The following is a 26,235-nucleotide window of genomic DNA, read 5'->3' on the forward strand; positions in this document are numbered from 1 at the left end:
CTGAACAACTAGCGCGCCTATTCAATTGTCGCGCCGAGCTCCGAAAGCATTTTCTGCAAATCATCCAGCTTTTTGGTCTTCACCGAAGCCATAATCTGTCCGGTAGTCGCTTCGGCAGTGGCGATCGCTTCGAGGTATACCTTCTTTCCGGCATTGGCCAGCTTCACATACGAGACCCGCGCATCGCGGCTGTTCGCCTCCCTTTTCACATACCCCAGCTTCTCCAAAGGCGATAGCATTCTTGTAATACCCGAGGCCGTCAATCCCACCTTTTCAGCCACGTCGGTACGCCGCAATTTCTCGTCGTCGGCATTCGCCAGATGATGCAAAATCATGAATTCATTCAGGCTGATTCCATGATTTTGAAGCTTCGCATCGAACCGTTTCGTGACGATTGTCTGAATAATGGCAAGGTTTAAAAACAGTTTCAGTTCCTGGGAAATAGTTGACATAAACTTGAAATATATTTGATTTATAGTTGATATATACTTGATTAGTCAAGTATTATACAAATATATATCAATAATAAGTATTTGAAAAACAATTGATTGACGTTTCACTGGATTTAAAAATTGGCGGACACGTATCTGATTGACTATCAAACATAAGGAGATGCCTTGACCATTCACTGGGTCGTTGTTGTCGCGTACCTACGGCACGCCCGGAAGTTGTGGAGATATTAACGTGCTACCGATATTACATGCCTAAGGGCATTTCAAACCGATCGCGCAAAACCCCACAAAAAAGCCCGCGACACAAAATGCCGCGGGCTGAAATCCTGATAAAGACTGGTTTAATTAGCTCTTGCCAATTGTACTTCCAGGCGAATGTCTACATTGCGATCGTTGCCATTGTAGCGCGAGTTATATCCGCCGGTGCCGATGCCCACTCCCATACCGCCACCCATTCCGATACCGCCTCCAACGCCGATACCAATGCGCGGGCTGAATCCTGAATTGGACGACGATTGTCCGTCCACTTTAATGCTCATTCCCATCATTCCCGTCTCCCGCGCATTCACATTCATGAGCGCGAAAGGAATCGCAATCTGCTCGGTGAGCTCGCCGTCGCGGTCCATAGCAATATGCGATTTGATGCTGCCATCCGGCCGCACGAGGTCGATCAGATGCTGGCCGTCACGGTCCTTCCAAACAGCCTCCTTATTGTAGGAATCGAGGAGCAACCCGAGGCCCAGGCTGTTGGGCAAATCGGTTTCAACACGTCGCAATGCTTTGCGGTCTTCTTTCATTACCACGGGAAAGGTCAGTGCATAGGCTTCCTTCTTCTGGCCTTCGGGACTGAAAGCGATTTTCAGGCCGCTGCTCAATATGTTCTGGATCGTGTTGGGATCTTTTGTTTTGAGCGTAATGTACACGTACTGGTCGTCGTTGATGATTCCGTATCTGAGGCGCGACCGCTGGTCTTGCTGGTCGGGTTTGATTTCGTCCACATACGAGAACGGCGCATTCCATTTGGACGCATAAGGCATCGTTTTGGAAGAGCTGCAACCGCCCAGGGCTATTAACAGCAGCAATGACCAACTGTTTCTGATCGTTTTCATTGGTTATTTTATCAATTAGAATTACTCTTTCTACAACGTAATCCGGCAATCAAACATTACGAAAAGTTGCCGCAAATCGTTGCACGTTAAACCTCGGACACGTTTGCGGGTACGATGGTTGAAAGCAGCAAGTCTATTTTCTGGTGCAGCTTCTCCGGTTCGAACGGCTTCGAAAGCGTATCGTTCATGCCCGCCTCCAATGCTTGCGACACCTCTTCGGGCAATACCGTAGCCGAAAGCGAGAGAATGGGCGTGGTGATATGCAGCTCCTCGCGCGCCACGCGGGCGGCCTGAAAACCGTCCATTTCGGGCATGCGCGTATCCATGATAATCAGGTCGAAAAGCTCTTCGCGCAACTGATCCACAGCCTCTTTTCCATTGCCCACGATCACGGCATTGAGCTGCCAGGCTTTGAGGTATTTCTTCAAAAGCAATGCGTTGATCGGATTGTCTTCCGCCACAAGTACCTTCTTGCCATCAAATGAAGGCAGGTTCTGGAATGAGACAACCGGTTTGCTATCCCCCGACTTCTCATTGGCGTCCGGGACGATCAATGTGAAGAAAAACTGGCTGCCCTGATGAAAACGGCTGTTCACTTCCAGCTCGCTTCCCATGAGGCGTACCAGCTTCTGGGAAATGGTCAGTCCGAGGCCGGTACCGCCATATTGGTGGGAAGTATTTTCCGAGGCCTGGCCGTACTCCGAAAAAATGTTGGACAAATGCTCATCCGACATCCCTATACCCGTATCTTCCACCGCGAACCGTATCCTGTGCCCCGCCGGTGTTTCGGCCAGGTGCTCCATTTTTACCGACACATTGCCTTTTTCGGTGAATTTCAGCGCATTACCGATCAGGTTCAGCAAAATCTGGTTCAGGCGCATGCCATCCACCGTAACGCATTCGGGGATCTGTTTCCCGATTTCCAGACGCAGTTCCAGCTTCTTTTCATCGGCTTTAAACTGCATTAGATCGATGATTTGTTTACCAAGCATCCGTAGGTCAGTAGACGTAGGGATGATCGAGAATTTACCTTCGTCGATTTTGGATATATCCAGAATGTCGTTCAGGATATTCAGTAGCGACCCGGACGACTGCCGGAGCATGTTCACGAGCTCTTCCTGGCCATCGCTGAGCTCGGTCGCCGACAGCAGGTTCCCCAGGCCGATAATACCATTCAGTGGGGTTCTGATCTCGTGGCTCATATTGGCCAGAAACGACTCCTTCGTTTTACGTGCCTTTTCCGCCTGAGTTTGCGCGTCGATCAGCGCCAGTTCGTGCGCTTTCCGCTTCTCCACATCGTGCAGGTTTACAAACAGCAGCCTGTTTTTATACATAATCCTCAATTCCAGCCAAACAGGTTGCCTTAACCGGCCATAAAACTGATCCTCCACGACGATGGTCTCCCCGCCCACGAAACTCCGCTTCACGAGCACCTCACGCAAGCCCGATTTCAACGGGTCTACCAGCAAATCGAGCATGGATGTCCTGATCAGCGAACCGGGTGCAATGCCCAGGATCGTCTCCACCGATGGATTGATCGACAATATCGAGCCCGTATCGGGCTCTACCGTGGCAATGATATCCGGCGAGTTCAGCACGATCGTCGCGTAGTTTTCGAGCAGCTTGTTTTTCTCCCGTATTTCACGCTGGCTGCGCGCCAGTTTGATGAGTGAATCTACCTTCGCATTGGTAATGTAAGGATCGAGCGGCTTGTAGAGGTAATCAATAGCACCCGTTTTAAGGCCCCTAACAGCGTAGGTGGTTTCCTTTGAAATAGCCGTTACGAAAACGATCAGGATCTCGCGGGTTTTGGGATTGGAAAAAAGTGTCTCGGCAAATTCGAAACCATCCATTCCGGGCATTTGAACATCCACCAAAGCCACGGCGATCTCGTTTTCCCAGACCATCCGCAGCGCCTCGTTAGGCGAGGTTGTGGCATATATTTCAATGTCGTCCCGGTTCAGGATTGCTTTGAGTGAGATCAGGTTTTCCTCCCTGTCGTCCAGCAGCAAAATCTTTGTATTCTCCATGGGTTATTCGTCGAGTAGCTATTGAAGGATATCGTTGATTATCGAAAAAAGGTTTCCGCCGGCCAGCACCTGATGTTTTTCACAGGCCAAAAGAGCCTGTTCCGGCATGCGCGGGGATTCTGCCTCGGCCGGATTCTGGACGTACGTCGGGAAACCTTTCTCAGCCAATGTTTTCATACCCAATGCGCCATCGGCACTGGAACCGGAAAATAGCATGGCCGCTTTTACGGGAATACCCGAAACCGCGGCGGAAATGAAAGTAGCGTCAATAGAGGGCCGTGAAAAAAAATCCTTGTCGGTGCAATCGTAGTAGAACCGCCGATCGGACCCTATCAGCAAGTGGTAATCGGGATAGGCGAAATAAATGGAATTAGCCTCTATCGGATCCAAATGGTAAGGCTCGCTCATAGCTACGTTGGTCTTGTTCTTGAATATTTCAGGTAAAACAGCAGTACTGGATTTACCTCGGTGCAGCACGAAAATCAATGCGACAGACAATGGGTTTCTCACCAGCCGGATAATCTCCTCAAAGATCGCAAAGCTGCCCGACGACCCGCCGACCAGCACCAACCTGAGTGAATCATTGTCCTTTGCCGTACTCATTTGATCTTCTGATAAATGTTTAACGTAGTGTCAATCACTTTGAAGTTGTCTTCCAGGCCTGAGTAACGCAGCGTTTCCCGCTTTCCCAGGCAAAGAAAACCCAACATGCTGAGACTGTCATACAAAAGCCTGAATACTTTTTGCCTCAATTCCAGCGTGAAGTAGATCATCACGTTCCGGCAACTGATAAACTGAAACTCGTTGAACACGCCGTCGCCCGTGAGATCATGCATCGAAAAAACAATGTTACGCCGCAGCTCGGGCAGCATAGCGGCCTTGTTGTAAGCCACATGGTAGTAATCCGACAGCGAATGTTTGCCGCCCGCCGCCAGATAATTCTCCGAGAACGTCCGCACATTCCCCAGCGTGAATATACCCTCGCGCGCAGCCGTGAGCGCCTTGTTGCTCAGGTCGGTGGCATAAATCAGCGAGCGGTTCAAAAAACCGGCTTCTTTGAGAAAAATGGCCAGCGAATAGGCCTCCTCGCCCGTCGCGCAGCCGGCCACCCAGAAACGCAGCGTCGGGTACGATTCAAGGTAGGTAAATACCTCGGTTTTCACTTTCATGAAGAAGTCCGCGTCGCGGAACATCTCCGAATAGTTGACCGTCAGCTCCTGGATAAGGCCGTATACCACGTTGCCGCCCTGCTCGATGTGCACGAGCAGTTGTGGGAAATCCATCTTGTGGGTGGTCAGATACCTGCTTGCACGGCGCAACAGCGACGGTCTAGCGTAACCCGAAAAATCGAACCCCGATATCTCCCTGATCCGCACAATGAGTATTTCCAGCTCGGAGTATTCCATCAGCACCATAATTACGCAGCTTGTAACCAGACCTTGATCAGCGAAAGCAGCTTGTCAACATCCACGGGTTTCGAAATATAATCGTTGGCACCGGCTTCGAGGCATTGCTCACGGTCGCCCTGCATGGCCTTGGCGGTCACGGCAATGATGGGGATATTAGCCCACCTGGGTACCTGCCTGATCCGGCGCGTGGCTTCGATACCGTCCATTTCGGGCATCATTACGTCCATCAATATCAGCTCTATATCCGGATTATCTTCCAGCTTGTAAATCGCCTCCTTGCCATTGGTGGCGATTTCAATACTGAAACCGGCGTCTTCCAGCACGGCACTCAATGCGAAAATATTGCGCATATCGTCGTCGGCCAGCAGCAATTTCTTGCCGTTGAAGAGCTGCCCTGCATTCACAACCGCATTACTAAACGACTCCTTCGGTACTTCCGGCTCCTGCGTTTTCGGCTGGATCTTTTTGAGGAAGAGCTTCACCTCGTCGAGGAGCCGCTCGTTGGATTTCTTCGTTTTGATCACCACCGGGTGTGCATATTTCATCACACGCCCCAAATCTGCCTGGGTAAGATCTTCGGCTGTATTCACCACCACCGGCAGCTCATTCCATCGCCGGTTTTCCTTGATTTTATCCAAAAGATCCAACCCGTTCATATCGGCAAGCCGCACATCGAGGATAATGCCATCCACCCGATCCGATTCGAGTATCGACAACGCTTCGGCAGCCGAATAGGCATAGAGCACAAAAATGTTATTGCTCACCAGGAAATCGCCGAGGTATTGGCTCTGATAGGCGTCGTCCTCGATGAGCAGGATACGCTGCTGGTCGAGGTCTTTTCCTTCCAGCTTCAAAGCAGTGAATATCTGTTGAGCCGATCGCTCGTCCACCGGCTTCTGCATGAAACCGATCGCTCCGTTTTTGAGCATTTCATCCTGGAAGTAATCTCCCGAAGATACCGTATGGACCGGAATCAGGCGTGTACGGGTATCACTTTTCAATTCCTTCAAAACCGCTTCACCCGGCATATCCGGTAAATGCATGTCCAGAATAATGGCGGTCGGATTGAATGTGCCAACCATATCCAGCGCTTCGCGGCCATTGGTTGCGATCTGTACTGCAAATCCGCTTGCCTGCGCTTTTGCAGCCATATCGGCCGCGAAAATGTCGTCATCCTCGATCAGCAGCAAACGGCGCGACTGGCCATTTTCCAACGCCTGTGTTTTAAATTCTTTTGGTTGCGACCTAGCGGGTTCAACCGCAGGCTGCTCCACGATCTCGGCGGTTTGCACATCTGCTTTGGTCAGATAAGGGATTTTTAATGTAAATACAGACCCTTCGCCCGGAACGCTTTTCAGCGAAATCGACCCGTTGAACAGGCCCGCCAGTTCGCGGCTAATCGATAATCCGAGACCGGTCCCTCCATATTTTCGGCTGGTAGAGCCATCGGCTTGCTGGAACGCTTCGAAAATCGACGCCTGCTTGTCCAATGGTATTCCAATGCCGGTATCGGTCACTTCGAAATACAACTGGCCTTCTTCCTGCGAAATCAGGAGAGAAACCTTACCTGGTGCCGACGTAAATTTCACCGCATTCGAAATCAGGTTGCGGAGGATTTGTAACAGGCGGGTGTGATCGGTAAACAGGGTCGCCGGGCACGAAGCCGTCTTTTCCACCTGCAATGCCAGGCCTTTGTTTTCAGCCACTTTCTGGAAAGTACTTCTTACCTCCGTCAGGATAGATTCCGTGCTGATATTTTCATGTATGAGCTCTATTTTTCCGGCTTCCACCTTGGCCAGATCGAGGATATCGTTGATCAGCGTCAGCAGATCGTTCCCGGAATTATAAATCACCGAGGCATAGCGCTCCTCCTCTTCGTTCAACCGCGATCCCTTATTTTCGCCTAGAATGCGTGACAAAATCAGGATGCTGTTCAGCGGGGTACGCAATTCGTGGCTCATATTGGCCAGGAACTCGCTTTTGAAACGCCCGCTCCTTTCCAGCTCGTCGGCTTTGATCTGGATCTGATCGCGTGCCTCTTCGATTGTACTTTTCTGTTCTTCGAGCATGAATGCTTTTTCTTCCAGCTCGGTGTTGATTTGCTTCAATTCTTCCTGCTGGACCCGCAATTCTTCTTCCGAAACCTGCAAAAGAGAAGTTTGCCGTGTGAGCTCTTCATTGGTAACCCGCAGCTCTTCCTGCTGACTTTCGAGCTCTTCTGCCTGCAACTGCGTTTTTTCGAGCAATTCGTTGGCCGTTTCGCGGGCACGGGCAGCCATAATCGCCACCGCAACGTTGTCCGAGACCATATCAAGCAGCTTGATAACCTTAGTGCCGGGGTCTCTCAGATAGCCTATTTCGATCACCCCGGCGGTAGTGCCGTCGAAACTGATATTTTTCATCAACACCAATCCCGGCTCGGAGCTGCCGGTAGCCGTCCGGACCTGCAAATAGCCCGCTGCCACATCCAGGCGTTTGATATTGCCATGGTCCGCCGCGAACTGCCCCAATATCCCCTCTCCGAATGGTATGAACGAAGGCGCCGCATCGGGTGCCGAAATCCCATAAATGGCCGACCGTTCGAGCACATCTCCCGAGCGCGTAACAAGGTACATGGCCGAAACCTGCGATTCCGTCACCTGGGCCAATTTGCCCAGCAGCCGCTCCGAAAGTTGGGTTAAAGTAGGTTCGCCTCTTACCGCGCTGGATACCTCCATGGCCGCATTCAATATCCAGTTTTTCTCCTGGTCTTCCAATCCGAGCTGCTCCAACTTCTTGTTAGCCAATTGCATCGCTTCTTCACTGGCACGTTGGGCAAGGTAAGTTTTACGGATAAAATAATAGAGTAAAAGGATCACCATGAAAAACAGCGACGAACCGATCACGATGTATTGCTTGGCACGCGTCGAGCTTGTGGATGCTACTTGTTCCCGCTCTGACAGCAAGGCTTCCTCCACATTTTCTATCCTGCGGAAGCTGAATTCGATTCTGGAAGAAACTTCTCTTCCCTGCAAAACAATGCGCTGAATGGTGTCGATACTGTATTTGCCGGTTTTAAGGATTTCGTACTGGTGATTCATCAATTCCACCCTCGTTTCGAGAAGATCGGACAGCGAATCCACCCGGGCGCTTTGTATCTTATTGTCTCTCACCAGTTTTTGCAATGCTTCGACATCCTTCCAGATGTCACTGGAGGCCTGCAGATAATTCGCTTCGAATGCACGGTTACTCGTTAACGCAAATCCACGGACGTTCGCTTCGGCGGTCAGCAACCGGTTTTTAACCGAAGTTGACACACGCATAACCTCCCGCGTATGATCCACCCAGCCGGCATTTTCCTGTTGCAGGACAATAGCATTGTAAGACACATATCCTACTACGAGTACTAAAAGAATTGAAAATGAGATTCCCAGTAAAACCTGGCGCTGAAATGTAAGTTGCATAAACGCTGAATATCAAGTAGAAGTACTACTAAATAACGATTTGAAGGATATTTCGGAAAAATAATGCTTTTTGGCCGCATTTCGGCCTTTCTTCACAGTTTTTAAACTGGACAGCCATTCAAAAAACTATAAACTATTTCTACGGATCTACCCATTCTGCCAGTTCGTCCTCGAGGGTGATCAACACGCCGCGGGAACTCTTACCATTTTTCGAAAAAGTCCTGATCAGTTTCTTCAAATGCCTGCGCGGTTCATCGGCGCTGTTACCGCCGACAAACGACATGAAAATGTAGTCCCCGCCGGGCCGTTGAACGACCCTGTCTATGTGCAGCATTTTCCCGCCGGGCACCAGCAGCTCTTTGTTGATTTGAATATGGTTCTCGTCCTGGTAAAGCACTTGTAATGAAGGATCTTGCAAAAGAGAAATCGTCAGTTTTTCGATTTCGTGTGTCTCTTTCCGGGTAAATATCCCCTCGCCTACGAGCTTCTCCAACGCTTCCGGAAGATCCGAAATGGTTTTCAGCCTGGTGAGCAAATACCGCATTTTTTGCAGACGGTCGTGCCTCGGCTCGAAAGTCTGCACGTCGAAAATGCGGTCGGCCATGCGGCGGAGGCGCAGCGATTCGGTGCGGTCGTTGCTTAGTATGTTTTTTAATACAAAAGGGCTCGTACCTGCGCTTACGTGCGCGTGCCTGAGGCCGCCCGACGCCTCGGAAATTACATATTGAGAAATGGCTTCATCCCAGGCGGGTCTAAAACCTTCCCGGTTCAGATAGTCACGCAGCCAGTGGTTGATCTGCTGCCCCGACTCCCACCTGCGCTCCCGCTTCGCCAGCACATACAGGCGCTGCACAGGGCGCGTGAATGCCACATAAAGTAAGTTCAGGTTCTCGATCAGCGTCCGCATCCGCTCTTCACGGTATTGCTCGCCTACCACCGTGTTTTCAAGCTCTTTCACGACCGATACCATCGAGCTCCTTAGCTTGGCATCGGCATAATGTGGTTTGTCTTGAAGCTTAATTTCTTCATAGTCAACCTCATCCATATCAACCCAAAGCCGGTCGAGGCGGGCATTCGGTGTTACTTTCCATTGCGCATACGGAATAATTACAACGGGATATTCCAGGCCTTTCGACTTGTGAATGGTGGTAATGCGGATGGCATCCGTGCCGTCCGGCACCGTAATCGAGAACTTGTATTTAGCTGTTTCCCAATAGTTCAGAAAATCGCCAAGGTGATTACTCTTCCGGTTGCCGAATTCCAGCACCACATCCAGGAAGCGGAACAGATATTCGCTTTCGAGCTGCTGTTTGAAAAGTCCGAATTGCTGCATCAGCAGTTCTGTAAGCTCAAATACCGAAACCTGCCGCATTTTGAAGGAGGTAATGGTAATGTCCCATTTCCTGAAATATTCGAGAAAACTATCGAGCCCGCGTTCCTCGCAAAGCACCCTGATCTCCTCGTACTCGTGCGGTGCCGGGTTCTGCCGGCGGATCACCTGGTGGAACAGGTAAGCGGCCTCGTACCGAGCCAGCCGGTGGTCTGAACTATGCAGCACTTTCATAAACGAAATAATGAAATGCACCGAACGCGAATAGGCCAGCGACAATGCGTCGTCGGAAATGAGCGGAAAACCGGCCTCTTTCAGGGTGTTGGCCAGCGTTGTGGCCTCTTTTTTCTTCCGGCACAATATGGCGATATCACGCCAGTGGTAGCCTTCCTCACGGAGCGCTTGCACGAGTCCCAGCGCCCTGCGGGAAATCGGATCGGAGGACGATTCTTCGCCGCCTTCCTCCGCAGTTTCGCTCATTTCCAGAAACTCGATTTCCACATGACCGCCCTCGCTCACGCCTTCCGGTATTTCCTGGCTGAAATGCTCGTCGTATACCTCGCGGATGAGCGGGTATTCGTCGCCCAGCGAGTCGGCGATGAAGCCAAAGAATTGATTGTTGAACTCGGTAACCTCCCGAAAGCTGCGTCGGTTGGTTTTGAGATGGTTGATATGCAGGTAATTATCCAATGCAAACAGCCGCTCGTCATGGAACGGGCTGTTTCCCAGGATACTGCCCAACCGCATCACCTGGTTTTGCGCCAGATGCAGTATCAAATCCATATCCCCGCCCCTGAACCGGTAAATCGATTGCTTCGCGTCACCCACGATCAGGTTGAAATAGCCACTGGACAATGCATTCTCGATCAGCGGCAGCAGGTTCGCGAATTGCAGTTTGGAAGTATCCTGGAACTCGTCGACCAGGATGTGGTTGTATTTTTCCCCCAGCCGCTCAAAAATGAACGGTACCGGCTCCCGGGCCACGATATCGACGATCTTCCGGTTAAAATCCGAGATATGGACCTGGTTGTTCTGTTTCAGCAATGCATCGAACTCCTTCCTGATCTCGCCCAACAGCGAGAGGTTGTAAATATGCCTGTCGAGCTGGTTGTACAATGTGATTTTCCCGGTTTCCGCCGAGCGTATGTTTTCGATCTGGTGATAATAGTTTTCCAGATCGGTGCGGAGGCGTTCTATTTCGTCGCGGATCGGCGCGGGTGTTTTGGCCCCATACCAGACCCCTTCGCCGATGGTTTTGTAAACGTAGGAATTGGGCTCCATCCAGAGCTTCTTGCCTTCGGCACGGTCACGGAAATAGCCGTAAATGCCCCTGCCGCTTTGATGGAAGTCTTTTTCACTCAAATAAGTCGACTGGATCAGTTCAAATGCATTCTTCGCGTCTTTGGTCATCATTTCCTCGCGCCCGCGTACGAAGTCGCGCATTTGCTTGCGTACCGCGATCCAGTCCTCCATTTTGAGGTCTTCTACCCGTTTCATCTGCATGTAGCTTTGCTCGCTGAGCAAAGTCCGCGCCGTATCGCGGATCTGCATCGGTAATGCACCCCAGTTTTTCCCCTCCTCGGCGTTCTCGCGATAGTACTTTTCGACAATGTCGGTGAGCACTTCTTCGCCCTCCTGCCCGATGCGCGCCAGCAGACGGTCTACCGCGTCATCCAGCAAATCGCTGTCGAGTTGGGTTTCAAATACAAAGGGAATACCCAGTTCATCGGTAAAACTGCTGATCAGCCGCTGCGTAAACTTATCGATCGTCATCACCGAAAAATCGGAATAGCGGTGCAGGATTTGCCCGAAAACCATTTGTGCACGGGCGGCGATGAGCTGGCACGCACCTGCGAAAAGCGCCGCGTCATGTTCCGTATCCGGATACATTTCGATCACCACATCGCGCATCATAGGGTGCGGTTTCGCATCGTTTTCGGTGTAGGCCGAAAATGTGCGCAGCATCAGCAGAATGCGGTCCTTCATTTCGTTGGCAGCCGCATTGGTAAACGTCACCGCCAGAATATGCCTGAAATACAACTCCGAATTGGAATGCAAGGCCAGTTTGAGGTATTCTTTGGTGAGGGTATAAGTTTTCCCCGACCCTGCTGATGAACTGTAAACTTTAAACACTTTGCGCTGATGTATGAGTGAAGCGAATGAGAACCGCAGATCAAATTAAACAAAAAAGCAGGCTTGCGCCTGCTTTTCGTATGCTTTTGAAAGAAGTATCGCTTAAAGATTGAAGCGAAGCCCGGCAGAGATATTGGGACTCAGGAAGAACGGCTTTCTCAGCAGCTCCACGTAGGTACCCCCTTCCAGGAACACCGAGATCCGGTTGTCGGGGATGTAATATTCAAAACCGCCCAGCGCAGAACCTCCCAGGGTAAGGTTTTTTTCATAATCGCCATTCAGACGTTTCGGGTACGCGCGACGGTTGTTGAGTTGCCCGCCAATGCCGTAATACACGTGCACAGCCTCCGAGTTGAACAATGGTGTGTGCCACAAATAATGCATTTGAAGCGAAATACCGGTGTTTTTGTAAATTCCGTTGTCACCGCGATACTTGCGGTCGTTACCAAGGACACCACCAAAAGTACCGATGGTAACGTCGATCGCGTGGATGTTGTTGAAGTACTTCCGGATGTTGACACCGGTGGGCTCACCGAGCTTGAAACCTACCGCCCAGTTGTCGTATTGGGCGTGTGCCATTCCGAAGCAAAGTGCGCAAATAAAAGTTAAGGCTAATTTCTTCATAGTTAATTAAATCGGGGAAAATATTCCTGGAACGCTGAAACAACAGCTATACAATAACGTTCTGAGGCTGGAATTTCTTTAATGATTCTATCAAAACTTCGTTTTCTTCTTTTGTACCAACCGTAATCCGCAGGCATCCTTCGCACAAATGCACGCGCGAACGGTCACGCACGATGATCGTCTCGCGGATCAGATAGTCCATCACCCCCTTCGCATCTTCGAACTGTACAAGCAGGAAGTTGGCGTCCGTAGGGTGTATTTTCACGACAATCGGCAGATTTTGCAGCCGCCTGGTCAGCACATCGCGCTGTTCGAGAATATCGGCAACCATTTTGTCCTTTTTCTCAATGCCGTTCAGGCCTTCCAGCAATGCCTGCTGAGCGGGCAGACTGATATTGTAAGGCGGCTTGATTTTGTTCAGAATGCGGATCAGTTCGGGTGAAGCGAAACACATCCCTACCCGGATACCCGCGAGGCCCCAGGCTTTGGAGAACGTCTGCAATACCACCAGATTAGGATATTTGTCCAGGTGCTGGATCCAGGAAGGCTCGTCGGTAAAGTCAATATATGCTTCATCCACGACCACAAAACCGCTGAAATTTTCCAGAATGGTCTGTATCGCGTCCGCCTCCATGACATTGCCCGTCGGGTTGTTCGGCGAGCAGATCCAGATGATCTTCGTCTGTGGCGTTACCGCATTCAAAACGGCTTCCGTATCGATATGGTAATCATTCGTGAGCGATACCTTGTCTATTTTCACATCGTGGATCGACGCGCTCACCTCGTACATGCCATACGTAGGCGGCAGGATGATCACGTGGTCATGCCCGGGCGTACACGTAGCCCGCGTGAGCAAATCGATCGGCTCGTCACTGCCGTTTCCGAGGAAAATACGGTCGGGGCTCACCTGCTTGATCGGGCTCAGTTTCTGCTTGATTTCGGCCTGGTACGGATCGGGGTAGCGGTTGTAGTTTTCGCCGGTTACCGAACCGTAAGGGTTTTCGTTCGCATCCAGGAAAATACCCACATGGCCGGTATACTCGTCTCTTGCGGATGAATACGGAGCCAGCGTGAGAATGTGCGGGCAAAGGATTTTGTTTAAATCGAAGGTATTACTCATACTCTGAAAAATTACGGCGGCTGCCGTTGTGTGGATTCTAAATCTTTTTGAAGAGCCTTTTATCGAAATTCAGCGGCGCTATGTCGGTAATCCGGAGCGAAAGAACGTCGGGATGCATCGGATTAACGAGGTAGTTCGGCTCGGCCTGGACCACTACCGATGGTACCCGCAGCAGCAGGCTGTTGCCCGCTTTCAGCCACGAATCACCGATCCCTTTGCTCCATTGCTCGTCCTCATACCATTCGGGGACCAGATTGGGAGCGGTTACGCTTGCGACATTGTCGGGAATTTCCAGGGAAACAATCACGTAGTTGGGAGGTGTCACCGTTTTGTGCCAGTGAACGAGTATTTCGAGCATGGCCAGCGAGCGATGCGAAGATGTGTACAGCATAGCGTTTCGGGGGGAGTTCCATCGTCCTCCATTATAAAATGCCCCTATTCCACTCAAATCCTCCTGATATTCCGATCTTGTTATCCTGAATAGCTCCATTAAGCGAAAATACCGTGTTCCATGCGCCCTAATTCGGTCTTGACCAGCTCTATACCCGCATGGGTCCGTAAAAAGCTGATCGGTTTCTCACTACCCAGCGCAGGCACCTCGTTGTTGAGCCAATCGAGGAAATATTCTTTCCCCAACGCCCGGTTCCCCACAGAGAACAGATCGGCGAGGGCGATCAGATGATCGGAAACTACATTGCTAAGCAGATCAATATCATTGTAACGCTGCAAATTCCTTGAAGTAACAGGCAACAGCGCTATCACATCTTTAATATCCATCCCGATAGAATCAGCGAGATGCTGAATAGAAGCTTTCGGAACGCCGTTTTCGGCCAGGTAAGCCAGGTCGAAGTCATTTTTCACAGCATGTTTGAGGGTCTCATAGCCTCCCAAACGTTCGTTAACCATGTATGCTGTCATTTCCGTGTAATTTTAAGGCCGTTGAAATTTGTCCTCTAATTTAGGACAAATTTCCCGGTCTTGAAATTTTTCACAAAAGATTTTTCAATCGAATACTCACGGCATTCTTATGAGCGTCGAGTGATTCGGCAGCGGCCATGGCTTCCACGGTCGGGCCGATATTACGTATCCCTTCCTCGTTAATATGCTGAACGGTGATTTTCTTCACGAAACTATCCACGGAAACGCCGCTGTAAGCCCTCGCATAACCGTTGGTAGGCAAGGTATGGTTGGTACCCGAGGCATAATCCCCGCAAGATTCGGGCGTGTAGTTGCCCAGGAATATAGAGCCGGCATTGAAGATCTTTTCGGTAACCTCCTCCGCGTTGGCAATGCTGAGGATTAAGTGCTCCGCCGCATATTGGTTAAGCATTTCAATGGCCTCCTCCTCTGTTTCGACAAGGATTGCCTTGCTGTTCGCCATCGCCTGCGCGGCCAGCTCTTTCCGCGGCAGCGCTTCCAGCTGCTCCGCCAATGCGATATTAACCGAACCAAGCAGTTTTTTGCTGGTTGAAACGAGCAAAACCTGGCTGTCAGCGCCGTGCTCGGCCTGTGAAAGCAAATCGGCAGCTACGAAGCATGGCAAAGCGGTGTCGTCCGCAAAAATCGCCACTTCCGACGGCCCCGCAGGCATGTCAATAGCCACACCTTCCTTGCTAATCAGCATTTTGGCAGTGGTAACATACTGGTTTCCAGGACCAAATATCTTATAAACCTTCGGAACGCTCTCCGTACCATAAGCCATCGCAGCAATCGCCTGCGCGCCGCCGATACGGAATGCTTTGGTAACACCTACCAATTTGGCCGCGTACAAAATAGCCGGGTGATCGGACGGCGTACAAAGCACAACTTCCTTACAACCCGCAATTTGGGCCGGAATACCCAACATTAACACCGTGCTGAACAAGGGAGCCGAGCCGCCGGGAATGTAAATCCCCACCTTCTCGATCCCTACACTTTTGCGCCAGCAGGTAACGCCAGGCATCGTTTCCACTTTTTCGGGCGCTTGCAGCTGCCCCTTGTGGAATTTGTAGATATTCTCGTAAGCAACGCCGATCGCCGCTTTCAATGCGTCGTCCAGCTTATCGCCCGCTTCGGCCATGTCTTTTTCCGAAAAAGCGAGTTCTGTCAGTTCAATTTTGTCAAATTTCAGGGCCAGGGCTTTAATACCCGCATCCCCTTCATTCTTCACTTGTTCGAGCACAGGCTGTACTCGCCCTTCGATATCCTTGGCTTCCAGAACAGGCCGTGCCAGCAATGCAGGCCACTGCGCCCTTTCCGGAAATGGAATAATATTCATAATGTCAGAATCAAACCCAGTCTTAAACAATCATTTTCTCGATCGGGATAACCAGAATCCCCTCTGCACCGGCCTGGCGAATCTTTTCGATATTCTCCCAGAACTTGTTCTCGTTGATCACCGAATGCAGCGAGCACCAGCCTTCCGTCGCCAATGGAAGGATCGTCGGAGAACGCATACCCGGCAGGAACTTGGTGATATTCTCCACCGCATCCACAGGGCAGTTGAGCAAAATGTATTTATTATTCTTCGCCACCTGCACCGATTTGATACGGAACAAAAGCTGGTCCAGCAGGTCTTGCTGAACGGGCGAAAGATGCTTGCTGGCAATCATGACGGCCTCCGAGCGGAAAATTGTTTCCACTTCCTTCAAACCATTGCTCAGCAAGGTGCTGCCTGAGCTCACGATATCGCAAACCGCATCGGCCAGACCAATGCTCGGCGCGATCTCCACCGATCCGCTGATCTCGTGAATATCCGCAGTAACATTATGGGATTTAAGATATTGTTCCAGCAAACGCGGGTAAGTAGTCGCAATGCTTTTGCCTTCGAGGTCCTGTACGCCATGGTACTCGGCCTCGCGCAAAACGCCGATCGACAGGCGACATTTCGAAAAACCCAGCTTGTGAACGGTATCCACATCCTTGCACGATTCTTCTGAAACATTCTCTCCTACAATCCCCAGATGTGCCACGCCGTCTTCTACATAACCCGGAATATCGTCGTCGCGGAGGAAAAGGATCTCCGCAGGAAAGTTCGTGGCATCGGTTTTAAGCTTACCGGCGCCGTTGTCGAAACGGATGCCGCATTCTTTGATCAGTTTTAAAGAATCTTCACTAAGTCTGCCCGATTTCTGGATGGCAATTCTTAAAATATTATCATTCATAAAGTTATAGGATGCTCACGCAGCCGTTTGTCGGTATTGAATTAGGGTTATTGGTCTTCCCGGTTGAGCAAAGTTATGATATCTTCCGTTTTCAGTTTCTGCTGCTCGCCGGTTTTCATGTTTTTCAAAGTCAGCAAACCTGATTGGATTTCGTCCGAACCAATCAAAACAACAAATGGAATGCTCTTCCTGTCGGCATAATCCAGCTGCTTTTTCAGCTTCACCGAGTCGGGGTAAATCTCCGAATTAATGCCTGCCTTTCTGAATTTCGGCAGGATCGACAGTCCGTAGGCAAATGCCTCCTCATCGAAATTCGAGATCATTACCTTCGTACTCGTCTTCTGGCTTTCCGGGAAAAGGTTCAATTCCTCCATTACATCATAAATACGGTCCACACCAAGCGAAATACCCACGCCCGAAATGCCCGGCACACCGAATGTACCCGTCAGGTTGTCGTAGCGCCCTCCGCCCGAAATGCTGCCGATCTGCACATTATTGGCCTTCACCTCGAAAATCGCGCCCGTATAATACGAGAGCCCGCGTGCAAGCGTGACATCGAACTCGATCTTCGCATTTTCCAATCCCAGGATCTTCACCATCGCCCATACCTCTTCCAGTTCCTGAATACCTTTCAATGCAACCTCCGATTCGGCCAGCCAGCTTTTCAGCTCCGTGAACGGATCATTTTCGCCCGACAGACTAAAAATCGGTTCGAGCTTACTGATACTATCAGAAGCGAAACCGCGTTCCAGGAGTTCCTCAACGACTTTCTCTTTCCCGATTTTATCCAATTTATCGATCGCCACACAAAGCGGTCCTTCCATGCCGTGCGCTCCGATCATGTCGGCGATACCGGTCAGGATTTTGCGGTTATTGATCTTAACAGTAAAGTCTTTAATGCCTAATGCCGGCAGGATGTCATGCAAAAGCATCACGATTTCCGCTTCGCAAAGCAGCGAATCGGTGCCCACCACGTCGGCGTCGCATTGGTAAAACTCGCGGTAGCGGCCTTTCTGCGGGCGGTCGGCACGCCAAACGGGCTGGATCTGGTACCGCTTGAAAGGCATCGCCAAAGTACCACGGTTCATCACTACGTAACGCGCGAAAGGCACGGTAAGGTCGTAACGCAGGCCTTTTTCGGAGATTTTGGTGGTCAATGGCTTCGAACCGGCCTGCCAGTCGGCATCGGTCAGCTTGCCGCTGAAATCGCCGGAATTAAGGATTTTGAACAAAAGCTGATCCCCCTCTTCTCCGTATTTTCCCATCAGTACCGACAGGTTTTCAAAAGCGGGTGTTTCTAATGGCAGAAAGCCGTATCGTTGGAAAGAGCGTCGGATGGTGTCGAAAATGAAAGTACGCTTTGCCATTTGCTCCGGACCAAAGTCACGGGTTCCGCGGGCAAGAGATGGTTTACTCATTATAATAATGCTATCGATTTCGGCTGTTAATAGCCTATGAAACCGTAAAGTTAGGGCAGGTTATGCAATATTTATGACTATTGCGTGCATTATTTGCGTTAAAATGCTTAATTTTGCGGCTCTTTCACAAAACAAACTTTTACAATGGGAGTTACGGAATTAAAACGTAAAGGTCGCAGAAACAAAGCAGTTGCTAACAACCGCACTGCTAAAATCAAAAACCTTCTACGCAAACCAGAAGTGCGCAATGTTGACGTTGAGGCTATCAAGGCTCAATTCGAAGCAAATAAAAAATAATCGAGCCTCTTCGGAATGTTATTCAACTAGTCCTGTCAATCTGTTTTGGTAGGGCTTTTTGCTTTTTTACCGGATTTATGTTTTCCGGGAGCAGCTTTCAGATTGACCTTCCGCAGCAGCTGGCGCATACTACGGCGCGTTTCGCGGCGGACATCGAGCAGGATACGGAAACGGAGCGCTTCCCCGAACATGATCAGGCCTCCGTTGATTAATGCGAGACTGTACAGGCCCAAAACGACCCAAACCTGCGTAGGCTCACCGATACGCCGCTGATGCGCCGCTTCGCTGAGCACGGTAAGACCAAAACTGAACAACAACAAGCCTAGTGGAGCTAGAATCATCCATTTCGTGCGTGTCGACATTCTTTTTATCAGTCGCTTACCAGGTGGTTTCGGGTCAATCGAGGGGATCATTTATTCAGGCTATTCGATGTTATGATCCTAAAATTATTAATTTTTAGTTAATTGGTTTAATGAAATCCATCATTAGTTTAGTTCTGCGCTACATTCCGCGTCCCTACCTCCAACTTGTCGGACACTGGGCAGCCCGGGGACTCAGCATCTTCTATATCGGCAACAAAGTGGAATGCCCGGTGTGCAACAGCAAATACCGCAAGTTTCTCCCCTATGGCCGCAACACATCGAGCCGTGAGAATGCGTTGTGCCCCAGCTGCTTGTCGCTCGAACGCCATCGGCTAATGGCACTCTATATGAAGCGGAAAACCAATTTCTATACTGCCAATCTCAAAGTCCTGCACGTAGCGCCCGAGTACTGCTTCATCGACCGTTTCGAGCAGATGAAAAACCTGGATTACATCACCGCCGACATCGAGTCACCCCTCGCAAAGGTGAAAATGGACATCCACCAGATCCCATTCCCTGAAAATACTTTCGACGTCGCGATTTGCAACCACGTAATGGAGCACGTCGACGACTATATTCTCGCCATGAGCGAGCTACACCGCGTACTGAAACCCGGCGGCTGGGCATTGATCCAGTCCCCGCAGGATATGAAATACGAAGTAACCTACGAAGACCCGACGATCACCGACCCGAAAGAGCGTGAAATCCATTTCCTCCAAAACGACCACCTGCGCCTTTTCGGCCGGAATTACGGTCGAGAGCTCGAAAAAGGCGGTTTCAAAGTAACTGAGGACCGTTTTGTAATGGATGAGCTAAGCAAGGCGGAAGTTTTGCGATATTCGCTACCGGGGGAAGAGATTGTTTATTTCTGTCAGAAGTAGTCAGGAATAGTCAGGTTTGGTCAGGTGTAGTCAAGTGTGGTCAGGTGTGGTCAAGAATAGTCATTCGTTGTAAATAAGAATTGTTGAAAAAATAAATAGGCAGTTTCGCGAGAAGCTGCCTATCTTACTTTAAAGACTTAACTATTATTGACAATACCTGGCTACACTTGACCACTCCTGACCACACCTGACCACACCTGACTACTTCCTGACCACTTCACGACGGATACTCAATCGCCGCCCCCGTTTCCCGATGCGACTTGTTTTCCCAAAGCCGCTTCCACCCTTCCTGCACAAAACCGATCCCGTAACCGAAAAGCTGCACGAAAGCCGCGCCGATACTCAGGAATGCTACCTCTGCGCTTTTGGTCTTTTTAAATGCGTCAATGAACAATAACGTCACGTAAATGCCGAGAAACCACAATCCGAGGTAAAAGAACGGCTCAAAAATGAAGTACCACAACGGAATGCTGCAAACGCCCAGCGTGAACAGCAGCGGGAACGTATGCACGAGTTTCAGCTCGTCGGGGTAATAGCGGGCGATATTGATGCGCGCACGGCCGAAGAATTTCAGCTGCCTGAAAAAAGCTCCAAACTGCGTACGGCGTTTGTGGTAAATAAATGCTTCGGGAATCAACGCCGACTTAAAACCGAGCCTTAATGCGGCAATGCTGAACAGGATATCCTCTCCCATCCGGCTCGTCAGAAACCCGCCCGTGCGCTCCCACACCTTACGCGAGAGGCCCATATTGAAGCTCCTCGGGTGGAATGTACCGCCCATGTTGTTCTTCTTGCCTCGAATGCCGCCCGTCGTAAATACCGAGGTCATGGAGTAGCTAATGGCCTTCTGAATCGGTGTAAATGAAGGATGGTCGGTATCCGGCCCGCCGTAGAGGTCTACATAATCCGTATTCAACCGGTTTTCCACGATAGAGAGATAGTTCGGCTCAATCAGCGCATCCGAATCCAGCAATATAAAGTAATCGCCCGCAGCACGCTCAAAACCGTAGTTACGGGCAAAACCCTGACCGCCGTTTTCTTTGTAATGGTAGTGAATGTCGAGCTTGCCTGCGAAGGACTTTACCACCTCGTCGGCCTTGATTTTCGAGCCATCTTCGACAATCACGACTTCGAAGTTTTTGTAAGTCTGCACGGCCAGACAGCCCAGTAGTTCTTCTAACTCATCGGGGCGGTTGTAGACGGGGATGATGATCGAGTAGCGGCGCGGGTTCAATTTTGAATGATTGAATGAGTGAATGATTGAATGATCCGCCGTGGAGCGGGGAATGATTGATTGAATCAATAACCGGGTCCTCAGGCGATCAATAAATGGCGACATGACTAAATGCCGTTAGGCATGTAATATTGGTAGCATGAATAATCAACATCGGTTTTAAAATGCCCCTGGGCATGTAACAACAAAACATCTGCGTTGCACGCCAGCATTGTTGTTGCATCCCTGACGGGATTTAGGAACCATATGCATTTCAATCTCTGCTACCAATGTTACATCGCTACGCGATTAGGCGGTTATCTCAACCAACGCCTCCTCATTTGCTGCAATAATCCTTTCCAAATGCGCATCCGTCAGCGCTGTCGACAAGAACATTGCCTCAAACTGGCTTGGGCCCATGTAAATGCCTCTGTTCAGCATCGCATGGAAGTACTTACCAAAAAGCGGCAAATCCGAAGATTTCGCCGACGGGAAATCCGTTACCGCATCCGGCGTAAAGAACAGCGTATACATCGAACCGATCTGGTTCAAGGTGTATCTCAAACCTAACTTTTCCATTGAGCTGCGGAAACCGGCTGCGAGCTTGCTACCCGCGTTTTCGAGCTGGGTATACACTTCCGGATGCTCGTTCAGATAGGTGAGCATGGTATACCCCGCCGCCATGGCAATGGGGTTACCCGAAAGCGTCCCAGCCTGGTAAACCGGGCCGGCCGGCGACACGTAATTCATAATCTCTGCCTTGCCGCCATAGGCTCCAACAGGCATTCCTCCACCTATTATCTTTCCTAACGTTGTTAGATCCGGCGTAATTCCGAATCTTTCCTGCGCTCCGCCCTTCGAAAGACGGAAGCCGGTCATCACTTCATCCAGGATCAAAACAATGCCTTCCTCATCGCAAATGCGGCGCAAACCTTGCAAAAAGCCTTCTTTTGGAAGCACGCAACCCATATTACCCACTACCGGTTCGAGGATCAGCGCGGCGATCTGGCCCCTATTCGCATCCACGAGTTGCTGCACAGCTTCCAGGTCATTGTAAGGAGCTGTTAAGGTGTCGTTGGCGACGCCTTTCGTCACCCCCGGACTATCCGGCGTACCGAATGTTACCGCACCGCTCCCGGCCGCGATCAGGAAGCTGTCGCCGTGGCCATGGTAGCAGCCTTCGAACTTGATGATCTTATCGCGCCCAGTGTACCCGCGCGCCACGCGTATGGCCGACATCGTAGCTTCGGTACCGGAGTTTACCATGCGTACCTTTTCGATCGAAGGCACCATCGAAACGATCAGTTCTGCAATCTCCACTTCCCTGCGCGTTGGCGCACCGAAAGAGAACGAATCCTGGATGGCGTCCGAAACGGCTTTTTGAATCAGCTCATGCCCGTGGCCGAGGATCATCGGGCCCCAGGAGTTGATCAGCTCGATGTACTCGTTGCCATCCTCATCGTAGATGTAAGGGCCTTTGGCCGATTTAATAAATATCGGGTTACCGCCTACCGCGCGAAATGCGCGTACGGGCGAGTTCACGCCTCCGGGAATATAATTTTGTGCTTTTGCGAAAAGTTGCTGGCTGGTTGAAGTATTCATTCTGTTAAAAAAGGTTGGTATTATCTGTCCACCGGCACCCATTTGGAACCGCTGTATTTCAGGACAGGCGTAATCTGGTTTTCATTCGCTTTGGTATAATCAAAGCCCGAGAGCAGGTATTCCTCACTGCCGAATTTCCGCGATTGCAGACCGGAAGGAAGCTTGTCCTTGTACTTGGAAAGCATCCGCGCGAAGAAAAGCAGCTGGTCGTAGCCCTGGTAGGAATATACCGAAGGAAATGTACTGGTTTTGGTATAATAATTCTTCTGGAATTGGCGGATCGTCTCCTTCTCGCGATCCACATAATCGGCATCGATCAATGTTAACCGCGTTCCGTAGCGCGACAATCTGGCTTGCTGGGTATTGAAGCTCGTCGAAGTCGCTAAAACCGGCAGCGTATTCAATTTGCGGCCGTTCAGAACTTCGATCAGGTTGCCGCCCGATTCCCCGTCCGATGAAAACAATGCGATGTGCGCCGGTTTGTTGGTTTCAAAGGATGGTACTTTGCTTTCCAGCGACTCGCGGTCGGGCTGAATGCGGGTAAGGGATATTACCTTCCCTCCTTTGGCCTTCCATTCGGAAGCATAAGAAGCGGCCATCACGGAGTCCTTAGCGGTGTTACCATAGTAAATTACAGTGTTAAGGCCCGGCGAGAGGGTACGCATCCATTGCGCAGCTTTCTGAGTTTGGTAGGCGATCGAAGGATGCCCGAGATAGATATTTCCGCTTTTCAGCAGCGCACCGTCGGTCGAAAGCGGATTAAGCATAATGGCGTTGCTCCCCGAAACGAAATCTGCGGCTACATCGAAAGTACCGGCATACAATGGCCCTATTACCATGTCCGAAAGCTGGAAGTTCTTGTTGTCGGCGATCGCTTGCATGCTTTTGGCATCGTTACTAACGTCGTAAGCCCACAGGTTAACGGTGATTCCCTCAGCTTGGAGCTGTTCTTTTGCAACCGTCATACCCAGGTAATAATCGTAAGCAAACTGGTTCGAGCGACGTTTGGCAGTATGGAATTCATCCAGGCGGAACGGCAGCAATACGGCTACGTCCAGGTAACCTTTCGTCCATTGCGTATCCGACTTCGGTGTACTGCGCTTCGGCGCCTCTTCCACCTTTTCATTTTTGCGGAATTTGAATTGCTTATCCAGCTGCTCGGCATAGGCCAGGTCGCCCTGCGCAGGCGTGCGTGCCGACTGAATGGATTGATACACCATCAATGCAATGTCGCGATCGGAGGGATATTGCTTTTGCAGGTCTTTCAGTTTCAGGAAGTCTTTGATAGCGCCCAGATGGTACTGCTTCAATGCCTGCACATCCTTGTTCAGGGAAGATTCCTTAATCCTGGCCAGTTGATCGAGGCCGTCGTTGATCTGCCCGTTGGCGAGGCTTACCGCGCCCAGCAAATAATACACATCATTGATTTTATTCCAACCGGGATACCGGCTCTGCAATTGCAGCAGCATGGGCTTGGCGTCTTTGTAGCGTTTCAGCTGGTAGGCGCTCAATGCGTAATAATAATGCGCATAAGGCGAATACGCCGTCTTTGCATTCACACTCGTCATGGGATAGAACTTCTCCATCGCCACGGCGTATTTACCTTGTTTGTAATCTGCCAGGGCCGACCGGTACCTGCTTTCCGCCTGGGCATTTCCCTGCCCGAATGACGGCTGGTACAGACCGGTATAAACTGTCAAAATCAAAAAAAAGATAATTCTCATCAGGATTTCGGGGTCAAGATTGTGCTGATTTCCGGACTGCAAAAATCAGCCCAAAATGGAAAAAAACGGGCAATATCCCAATGGAACATTGCCCTTTATTATTACGATCTGAAAAACCTTTTATTTCTTTTTGGTCTTTTTCTCTAATTCAGCTTGCTTCTTTTTTGCCTCTTCCGCAGCCTGCAAAGACTTTTCAAGATACTTCTGGAATTTGTTCTGCTTCTTCTCGCCGGTAGCGTTTTTCTTGCGGTTCTCTTCAAGGATGTTCTTGATTTTATCCTCATTCACAAAACGCTTGATCAACAGCTGTTGCGCGATAGTTACGATGTTTGAAACAAAATAATAGAATGTCAAACCAGCCGGGAACGAGTTCAGGATGAACATGAACATCAGCGGCATTACATAACCCAGGGCCTTCATGTTTACAGGACCAGGTTGCGTAGGCGTGTTCTGGTTATTGTAGTAGGCATATCCAATGCTGGAAGCCGTCATGAGGATCGTGAACAAGCTGATGTGATTACCGATACCGAAAGGCACATTGAACGGCAGCTTGAAGAACGAGTCGTAAGTCGAAAGGTCGCTGGCCCACAGGAACGATTGCTGGCGCAGTTCGATCAGGTTCGGGAAGAGGAAGAATAGCGAGAACAGGATCGGCATGGTGGCCAGTACCGGTACGCATCCGCTCAACGGGCTCACGCCTACCTGCTGGTAGAGCTTCATTTGCTCTTGCTGCTGCTTCGCGATATCGTCTTTATTCTGTTCGCGTATCTGTTCGAGCTCAGGCCCGAGGATACGCATTTTCGCCATGCTGATGTACGATTTGTAAGTCAGCGGCGTCAGCAACGTTTTAACAAACAATACGAGGAGGATGATCAGCAAGCCATAGTTGCTTACAAACCCTTCGATGAGGTTGAATAGCGGAACGAGGAAAAACTTGTTGATCGGTTTCAGGAATGCGTAGCCGAGGTACACGTTCTGATCGAAGTTTTCCGCCTTTACTTTGTCTACAATATGGTACTCGTTCGGTCCGAGATAGAACTGGAAGTTCGCCTCCCCTTTCTGCACAGCGGCAGTAGGGATACCCGCGAAGATGTTCATGTTTTTCACGATCACCGTGTCTTCCGCATTCACATTCGCACGCATGGTCACGTTTGTCAGCGGTTGTTTTTCCGCGATCAGACCCGCCAGGAAGTATTTGTGCTTGATAGTAAACCATTTCACCGGGTCAGCCGTCTTCTCCTCTTCATTCGAAGTAGGGCTGGTAGGAAGGCTTTTCAGCTCGTCCGTGTAGTAGTTAACGGTAACTACCTCACGGTTTTTCTTCATATCGTTTTCCAGTTGCAGCAGGTCGTTATCCCAGTGGAATTCCACCGACTTGTTGGCTGGCAATGCGCCGCTGGCTTTGATACCATAGTCGATCACATAACCGCTTCCGCGTACGACGTAAGTCTGCTCCACGGTCTGGTTGTTTTTCAGTGTCGTCTTGTAGGTAATCACCGCCGAATCCTTCTCAGCCAACGTACGGTCCTGCGCATCGGTACTGAAAGTCTGGTTGGTCAATCTCACATCCCCGGTTTGCGTCGGCAAATCGATCTGGAAATTGTTGTGTTTTTCGGCAATCAGGTAAAGTGGTTTCTGATCGTAGGTTTTGTAGTTTTTCAACATTACCTCTTTCATAACCCCACCCTTGTTGGTGAAAACCACGCGGGCGTCCTTCGTTTCGATTACCAGGTCCTTTTGAGGAACGACGGTGGAATCAACTGATTGTGAGGAATTCTGGGTAGTATCCGAAGTGACAGACGCGGGCTTGGCAGCTGCTTTCTTCACCTCCGCTACCGGCGTGGGTTCCACAGGTTTCGGAACCAGTACCTGGTAGCCTATCAGCATCAGCATGATCAAGACCAGGCCGATTACAAAATTTTTATCCATTATTTACTTTAAATTG

The 26,235-nt window shown here is 50.3% G+C and carries 21 protein-coding genes; 2 read left to right on the forward strand and 19 right to left on the reverse strand.

The window, feature by feature from the left end:
* Positions 1 to 17: 17 nt before the first annotated feature.
* The 14 genes from CLV60_RS25575 to hisS form a co-directional block, all read right to left on the reverse strand.
* The gene (locus CLV60_RS25575; RefSeq protein WP_106598238.1) at positions 18 to 452 is read right to left on the reverse strand and encodes a MarR family winged helix-turn-helix transcriptional regulator; all 435 of its coding nucleotides are present in this window, start codon (positions 450 to 452) and stop codon (positions 18 to 20) included.
* A 341-nt stretch (positions 453 to 793) separates the two neighbouring features.
* Positions 794 to 1,561: a hypothetical protein gene (locus CLV60_RS25580; protein ID WP_106598239.1), complete on the reverse strand. Its 768-nt coding sequence runs from the start codon at positions 1,559 to 1,561 to the stop codon at positions 794 to 796.
* An 86-nt stretch (positions 1,562 to 1,647) separates the two neighbouring features.
* Positions 1,648 to 3,591 (reverse strand): response regulator, encoded by a 1,944-nt coding sequence (locus tag CLV60_RS25585; RefSeq protein WP_106598240.1) that lies wholly within the window; start codon positions 3,589 to 3,591, stop codon positions 1,648 to 1,650.
* An 18-nt stretch (positions 3,592 to 3,609) separates the two neighbouring features.
* Entirely contained in the window at positions 3,610 to 4,194 is a 585-nt protein-coding gene (locus CLV60_RS25590; RefSeq protein ID WP_106598241.1) for a chemotaxis protein CheB, read from the reverse strand.
* On the reverse strand, positions 4,191 to 4,997 hold the full coding sequence (locus CLV60_RS25595) for a CheR family methyltransferase (protein ID WP_229211130.1): 807 nt from the start codon (positions 4,995 to 4,997) through the stop codon (positions 4,191 to 4,193). Before CLV60_RS25595 ends, CLV60_RS25590 begins: the two co-directional genes overlap by 4 nt.
* Positions 4,998 to 5,008: 11 nt before the next feature.
* The gene (locus CLV60_RS25600; protein ID WP_106598243.1) at positions 5,009 to 8,443 is read right to left on the reverse strand and encodes a response regulator; all 3,435 of its coding nucleotides are present in this window, start codon (positions 8,441 to 8,443) and stop codon (positions 5,009 to 5,011) included.
* Positions 8,444 to 8,582: 139 nt separating this feature from the next.
* Positions 8,583 to 11,906: a UvrD-helicase domain-containing protein gene (locus CLV60_RS25605; protein ID WP_106598244.1), complete on the reverse strand. Its 3,324-nt coding sequence runs from the start codon at positions 11,904 to 11,906 to the stop codon at positions 8,583 to 8,585.
* Positions 11,907 to 12,008: 102 nt separating this feature from the next.
* On the reverse strand, positions 12,009 to 12,530 hold the full coding sequence (locus tag CLV60_RS25610) for a hypothetical protein (protein WP_106598245.1): 522 nt from the start codon (positions 12,528 to 12,530) through the stop codon (positions 12,009 to 12,011).
* A gap of 46 nt (positions 12,531 to 12,576) precedes the next feature.
* Complete coding sequence (gene hisC, locus CLV60_RS25615; RefSeq protein WP_106598246.1) at positions 12,577 to 13,650, reverse strand: histidinol-phosphate transaminase; 1,074 nt, start codon at positions 13,648 to 13,650, stop codon at positions 12,577 to 12,579.
* A gap of 37 nt (positions 13,651 to 13,687) precedes the next feature.
* Complete coding sequence (locus tag CLV60_RS25620) at positions 13,688 to 14,140, reverse strand: RES family NAD+ phosphorylase (RefSeq protein WP_106598247.1); 453 nt, start codon at positions 14,138 to 14,140, stop codon at positions 13,688 to 13,690.
* Entirely contained in the window at positions 14,140 to 14,568 is a 429-nt protein-coding gene (locus tag CLV60_RS25625; protein ID WP_090152622.1) for an Xre family toxin-antitoxin system antitoxin, read from the reverse strand. The genes CLV60_RS25620 and CLV60_RS25625 overlap by 1 nt, the downstream gene beginning before the upstream one ends.
* 70 nt (positions 14,569 to 14,638) lie before the next feature.
* On the reverse strand, positions 14,639 to 15,907 hold the full coding sequence (gene hisD, locus CLV60_RS25630) for a histidinol dehydrogenase (RefSeq protein WP_106598248.1): 1,269 nt from the start codon (positions 15,905 to 15,907) through the stop codon (positions 14,639 to 14,641).
* Between the two features lie 22 nt (positions 15,908 to 15,929).
* Positions 15,930 to 16,793: an ATP phosphoribosyltransferase gene (hisG, locus tag CLV60_RS25635; protein WP_106598249.1), complete on the reverse strand. Its 864-nt coding sequence runs from the start codon at positions 16,791 to 16,793 to the stop codon at positions 15,930 to 15,932.
* Between the two features lie 47 nt (positions 16,794 to 16,840).
* Complete coding sequence (gene hisS / locus CLV60_RS25640; RefSeq protein ID WP_106598250.1) at positions 16,841 to 18,211, reverse strand: histidine--tRNA ligase; 1,371 nt, start codon at positions 18,209 to 18,211, stop codon at positions 16,841 to 16,843.
* Between the two features lie 144 nt (positions 18,212 to 18,355).
* Between hisS and CLV60_RS34320 the strand changes: the two genes are divergently transcribed.
* Positions 18,356 to 18,508: a hypothetical protein gene (locus CLV60_RS34320; RefSeq protein WP_015810647.1), complete on the forward strand. Its 153-nt coding sequence runs from the start codon at positions 18,356 to 18,358 to the stop codon at positions 18,506 to 18,508.
* A 35-nt stretch (positions 18,509 to 18,543) separates the two neighbouring features.
* Here the strand turns inward: CLV60_RS34320 and CLV60_RS25645 are convergent, their stop codons facing one another.
* Positions 18,544 to 18,870 carry a hypothetical protein gene (locus CLV60_RS25645; RefSeq protein ID WP_229211132.1) on the reverse strand — a complete coding sequence of 109 codons (327 nt, stop codon included), beginning with the start codon at positions 18,868 to 18,870 and terminating at the stop codon, positions 18,544 to 18,546.
* Between the two features lie 110 nt (positions 18,871 to 18,980).
* On the opposite strand from CLV60_RS25645, the gene CLV60_RS25650 reads away from it, so the two are divergent.
* Entirely contained in the window at positions 18,981 to 19,751 is a 771-nt protein-coding gene (locus CLV60_RS25650; RefSeq protein WP_106598251.1) for a class I SAM-dependent methyltransferase, read from the forward strand.
* A 217-nt stretch (positions 19,752 to 19,968) separates the two neighbouring features.
* Here CLV60_RS25650 and CLV60_RS25655 read toward each other — a convergent pair whose 3' ends face one another.
* The 4 genes from CLV60_RS25655 to yidC all read right to left on the reverse strand — a co-directional run bounded on the left by CLV60_RS25655 (position 19,969) and on the right by yidC (position 26,219).
* Positions 19,969 to 20,985: a glycosyltransferase family 2 protein gene (locus CLV60_RS25655; RefSeq protein ID WP_106598252.1), complete on the reverse strand. Its 1,017-nt coding sequence runs from the start codon at positions 20,983 to 20,985 to the stop codon at positions 19,969 to 19,971.
* Positions 20,986 to 21,273: 288 nt separating this feature from the next.
* The gene (gene hemL, locus CLV60_RS25660) at positions 21,274 to 22,566 is read right to left on the reverse strand and encodes a glutamate-1-semialdehyde 2,1-aminomutase (RefSeq protein WP_106598253.1); all 1,293 of its coding nucleotides are present in this window, start codon (positions 22,564 to 22,566) and stop codon (positions 21,274 to 21,276) included.
* A gap of 20 nt (positions 22,567 to 22,586) precedes the next feature.
* The gene (locus CLV60_RS25665) at positions 22,587 to 24,290 is read right to left on the reverse strand and encodes an ABC transporter substrate-binding protein (protein WP_106598254.1); all 1,704 of its coding nucleotides are present in this window, start codon (positions 24,288 to 24,290) and stop codon (positions 22,587 to 22,589) included.
* 120 nt (positions 24,291 to 24,410) lie between these two features.
* Entirely contained in the window at positions 24,411 to 26,219 is a 1,809-nt protein-coding gene (gene yidC, locus CLV60_RS25670; RefSeq protein WP_106598255.1) for a membrane protein insertase YidC, read from the reverse strand.
* Positions 26,220 to 26,235 lie beyond the last annotated feature (16 nt).

Source organism: Dyadobacter jiangsuensis (assembly GCF_003014695.1).
In the GTDB taxonomy this organism is placed as follows: domain Bacteria; phylum Bacteroidota; class Bacteroidia; order Cytophagales; family Spirosomataceae; genus Dyadobacter; species Dyadobacter jiangsuensis.

Bases quoted from the DNA above. Each gene is read 5' to 3' on its own strand.
- CLV60_RS25575 (WP_106598238.1), bottom strand. From the start codon at position 452: ATGTCAACTATTTCCCAGGAACTGAAACTGTTTTTAAACCTTGCCATT.
- CLV60_RS25580 (WP_106598239.1), bottom strand. From the start codon at position 1,561: ATGAAAACGATCAGAAACAGTTGGTCATTGCTGCTGTTAATAGCCCTG.
- CLV60_RS25585 (WP_106598240.1), bottom strand. From the start codon at position 3,591: ATGGAGAATACAAAGATTTTGCTGCTGGACGACAGGGAGGAAAACCTG.
- CLV60_RS25590 (WP_106598241.1), bottom strand. From the start codon at position 4,194: ATGAGTACGGCAAAGGACAATGATTCACTCAGGTTGGTGCTGGTCGGC.
- CLV60_RS25595 (WP_229211130.1), bottom strand. From the start codon at position 4,997: ATGGAATACTCCGAGCTGGAAATACTCATTGTGCGGATCAGGGAGATA.
- CLV60_RS25600 (WP_106598243.1), bottom strand. From the start codon at position 8,443: ATGCAACTTACATTTCAGCGCCAGGTTTTACTGGGAATCTCATTTTCA.
- CLV60_RS25610 (WP_106598245.1), bottom strand. From the start codon at position 12,530: ATGAAGAAATTAGCCTTAACTTTTATTTGCGCACTTTGCTTCGGAATG.
- hisC (WP_106598246.1), bottom strand. From the start codon at position 13,650: ATGAGTAATACCTTCGATTTAAACAAAATCCTTTGCCCGCACATTCTC.
- CLV60_RS25620 (WP_106598247.1), bottom strand. From the start codon at position 14,140: ATGGAGCTATTCAGGATAACAAGATCGGAATATCAGGAGGATTTGAGT.
- CLV60_RS25625 (WP_090152622.1), bottom strand. From the start codon at position 14,568: ATGACAGCATACATGGTTAACGAACGTTTGGGAGGCTATGAGACCCTC.
- hisD (WP_106598248.1), bottom strand. From the start codon at position 15,907: ATGAATATTATTCCATTTCCGGAAAGGGCGCAGTGGCCTGCATTGCTG.
- hisG (WP_106598249.1), bottom strand. From the start codon at position 16,793: ATGAATGATAATATTTTAAGAATTGCCATCCAGAAATCGGGCAGACTT.
- hisS (WP_106598250.1), bottom strand. From the start codon at position 18,211: ATGAGTAAACCATCTCTTGCCCGCGGAACCCGTGACTTTGGTCCGGAG.
- CLV60_RS34320 (WP_015810647.1), top strand. From the start codon at position 18,356: ATGGGAGTTACGGAATTAAAACGTAAAGGTCGCAGAAACAAAGCAGTT.
- CLV60_RS25645 (WP_229211132.1), bottom strand. From the start codon at position 18,870: ATGTCGACACGCACGAAATGGATGATTCTAGCTCCACTAGGCTTGTTG.
- CLV60_RS25650 (WP_106598251.1), top strand. From the start codon at position 18,981: ATGAAATCCATCATTAGTTTAGTTCTGCGCTACATTCCGCGTCCCTAC.
- hemL (WP_106598253.1), bottom strand. From the start codon at position 22,566: ATGAATACTTCAACCAGCCAGCAACTTTTCGCAAAAGCACAAAATTAT.
- CLV60_RS25665 (WP_106598254.1), bottom strand. From the start codon at position 24,290: ATGAGAATTATCTTTTTTTTGATTTTGACAGTTTATACCGGTCTGTAC.
- yidC (WP_106598255.1), bottom strand. From the start codon at position 26,219: ATGGATAAAAATTTTGTAATCGGCCTGGTCTTGATCATGCTGATGCTG.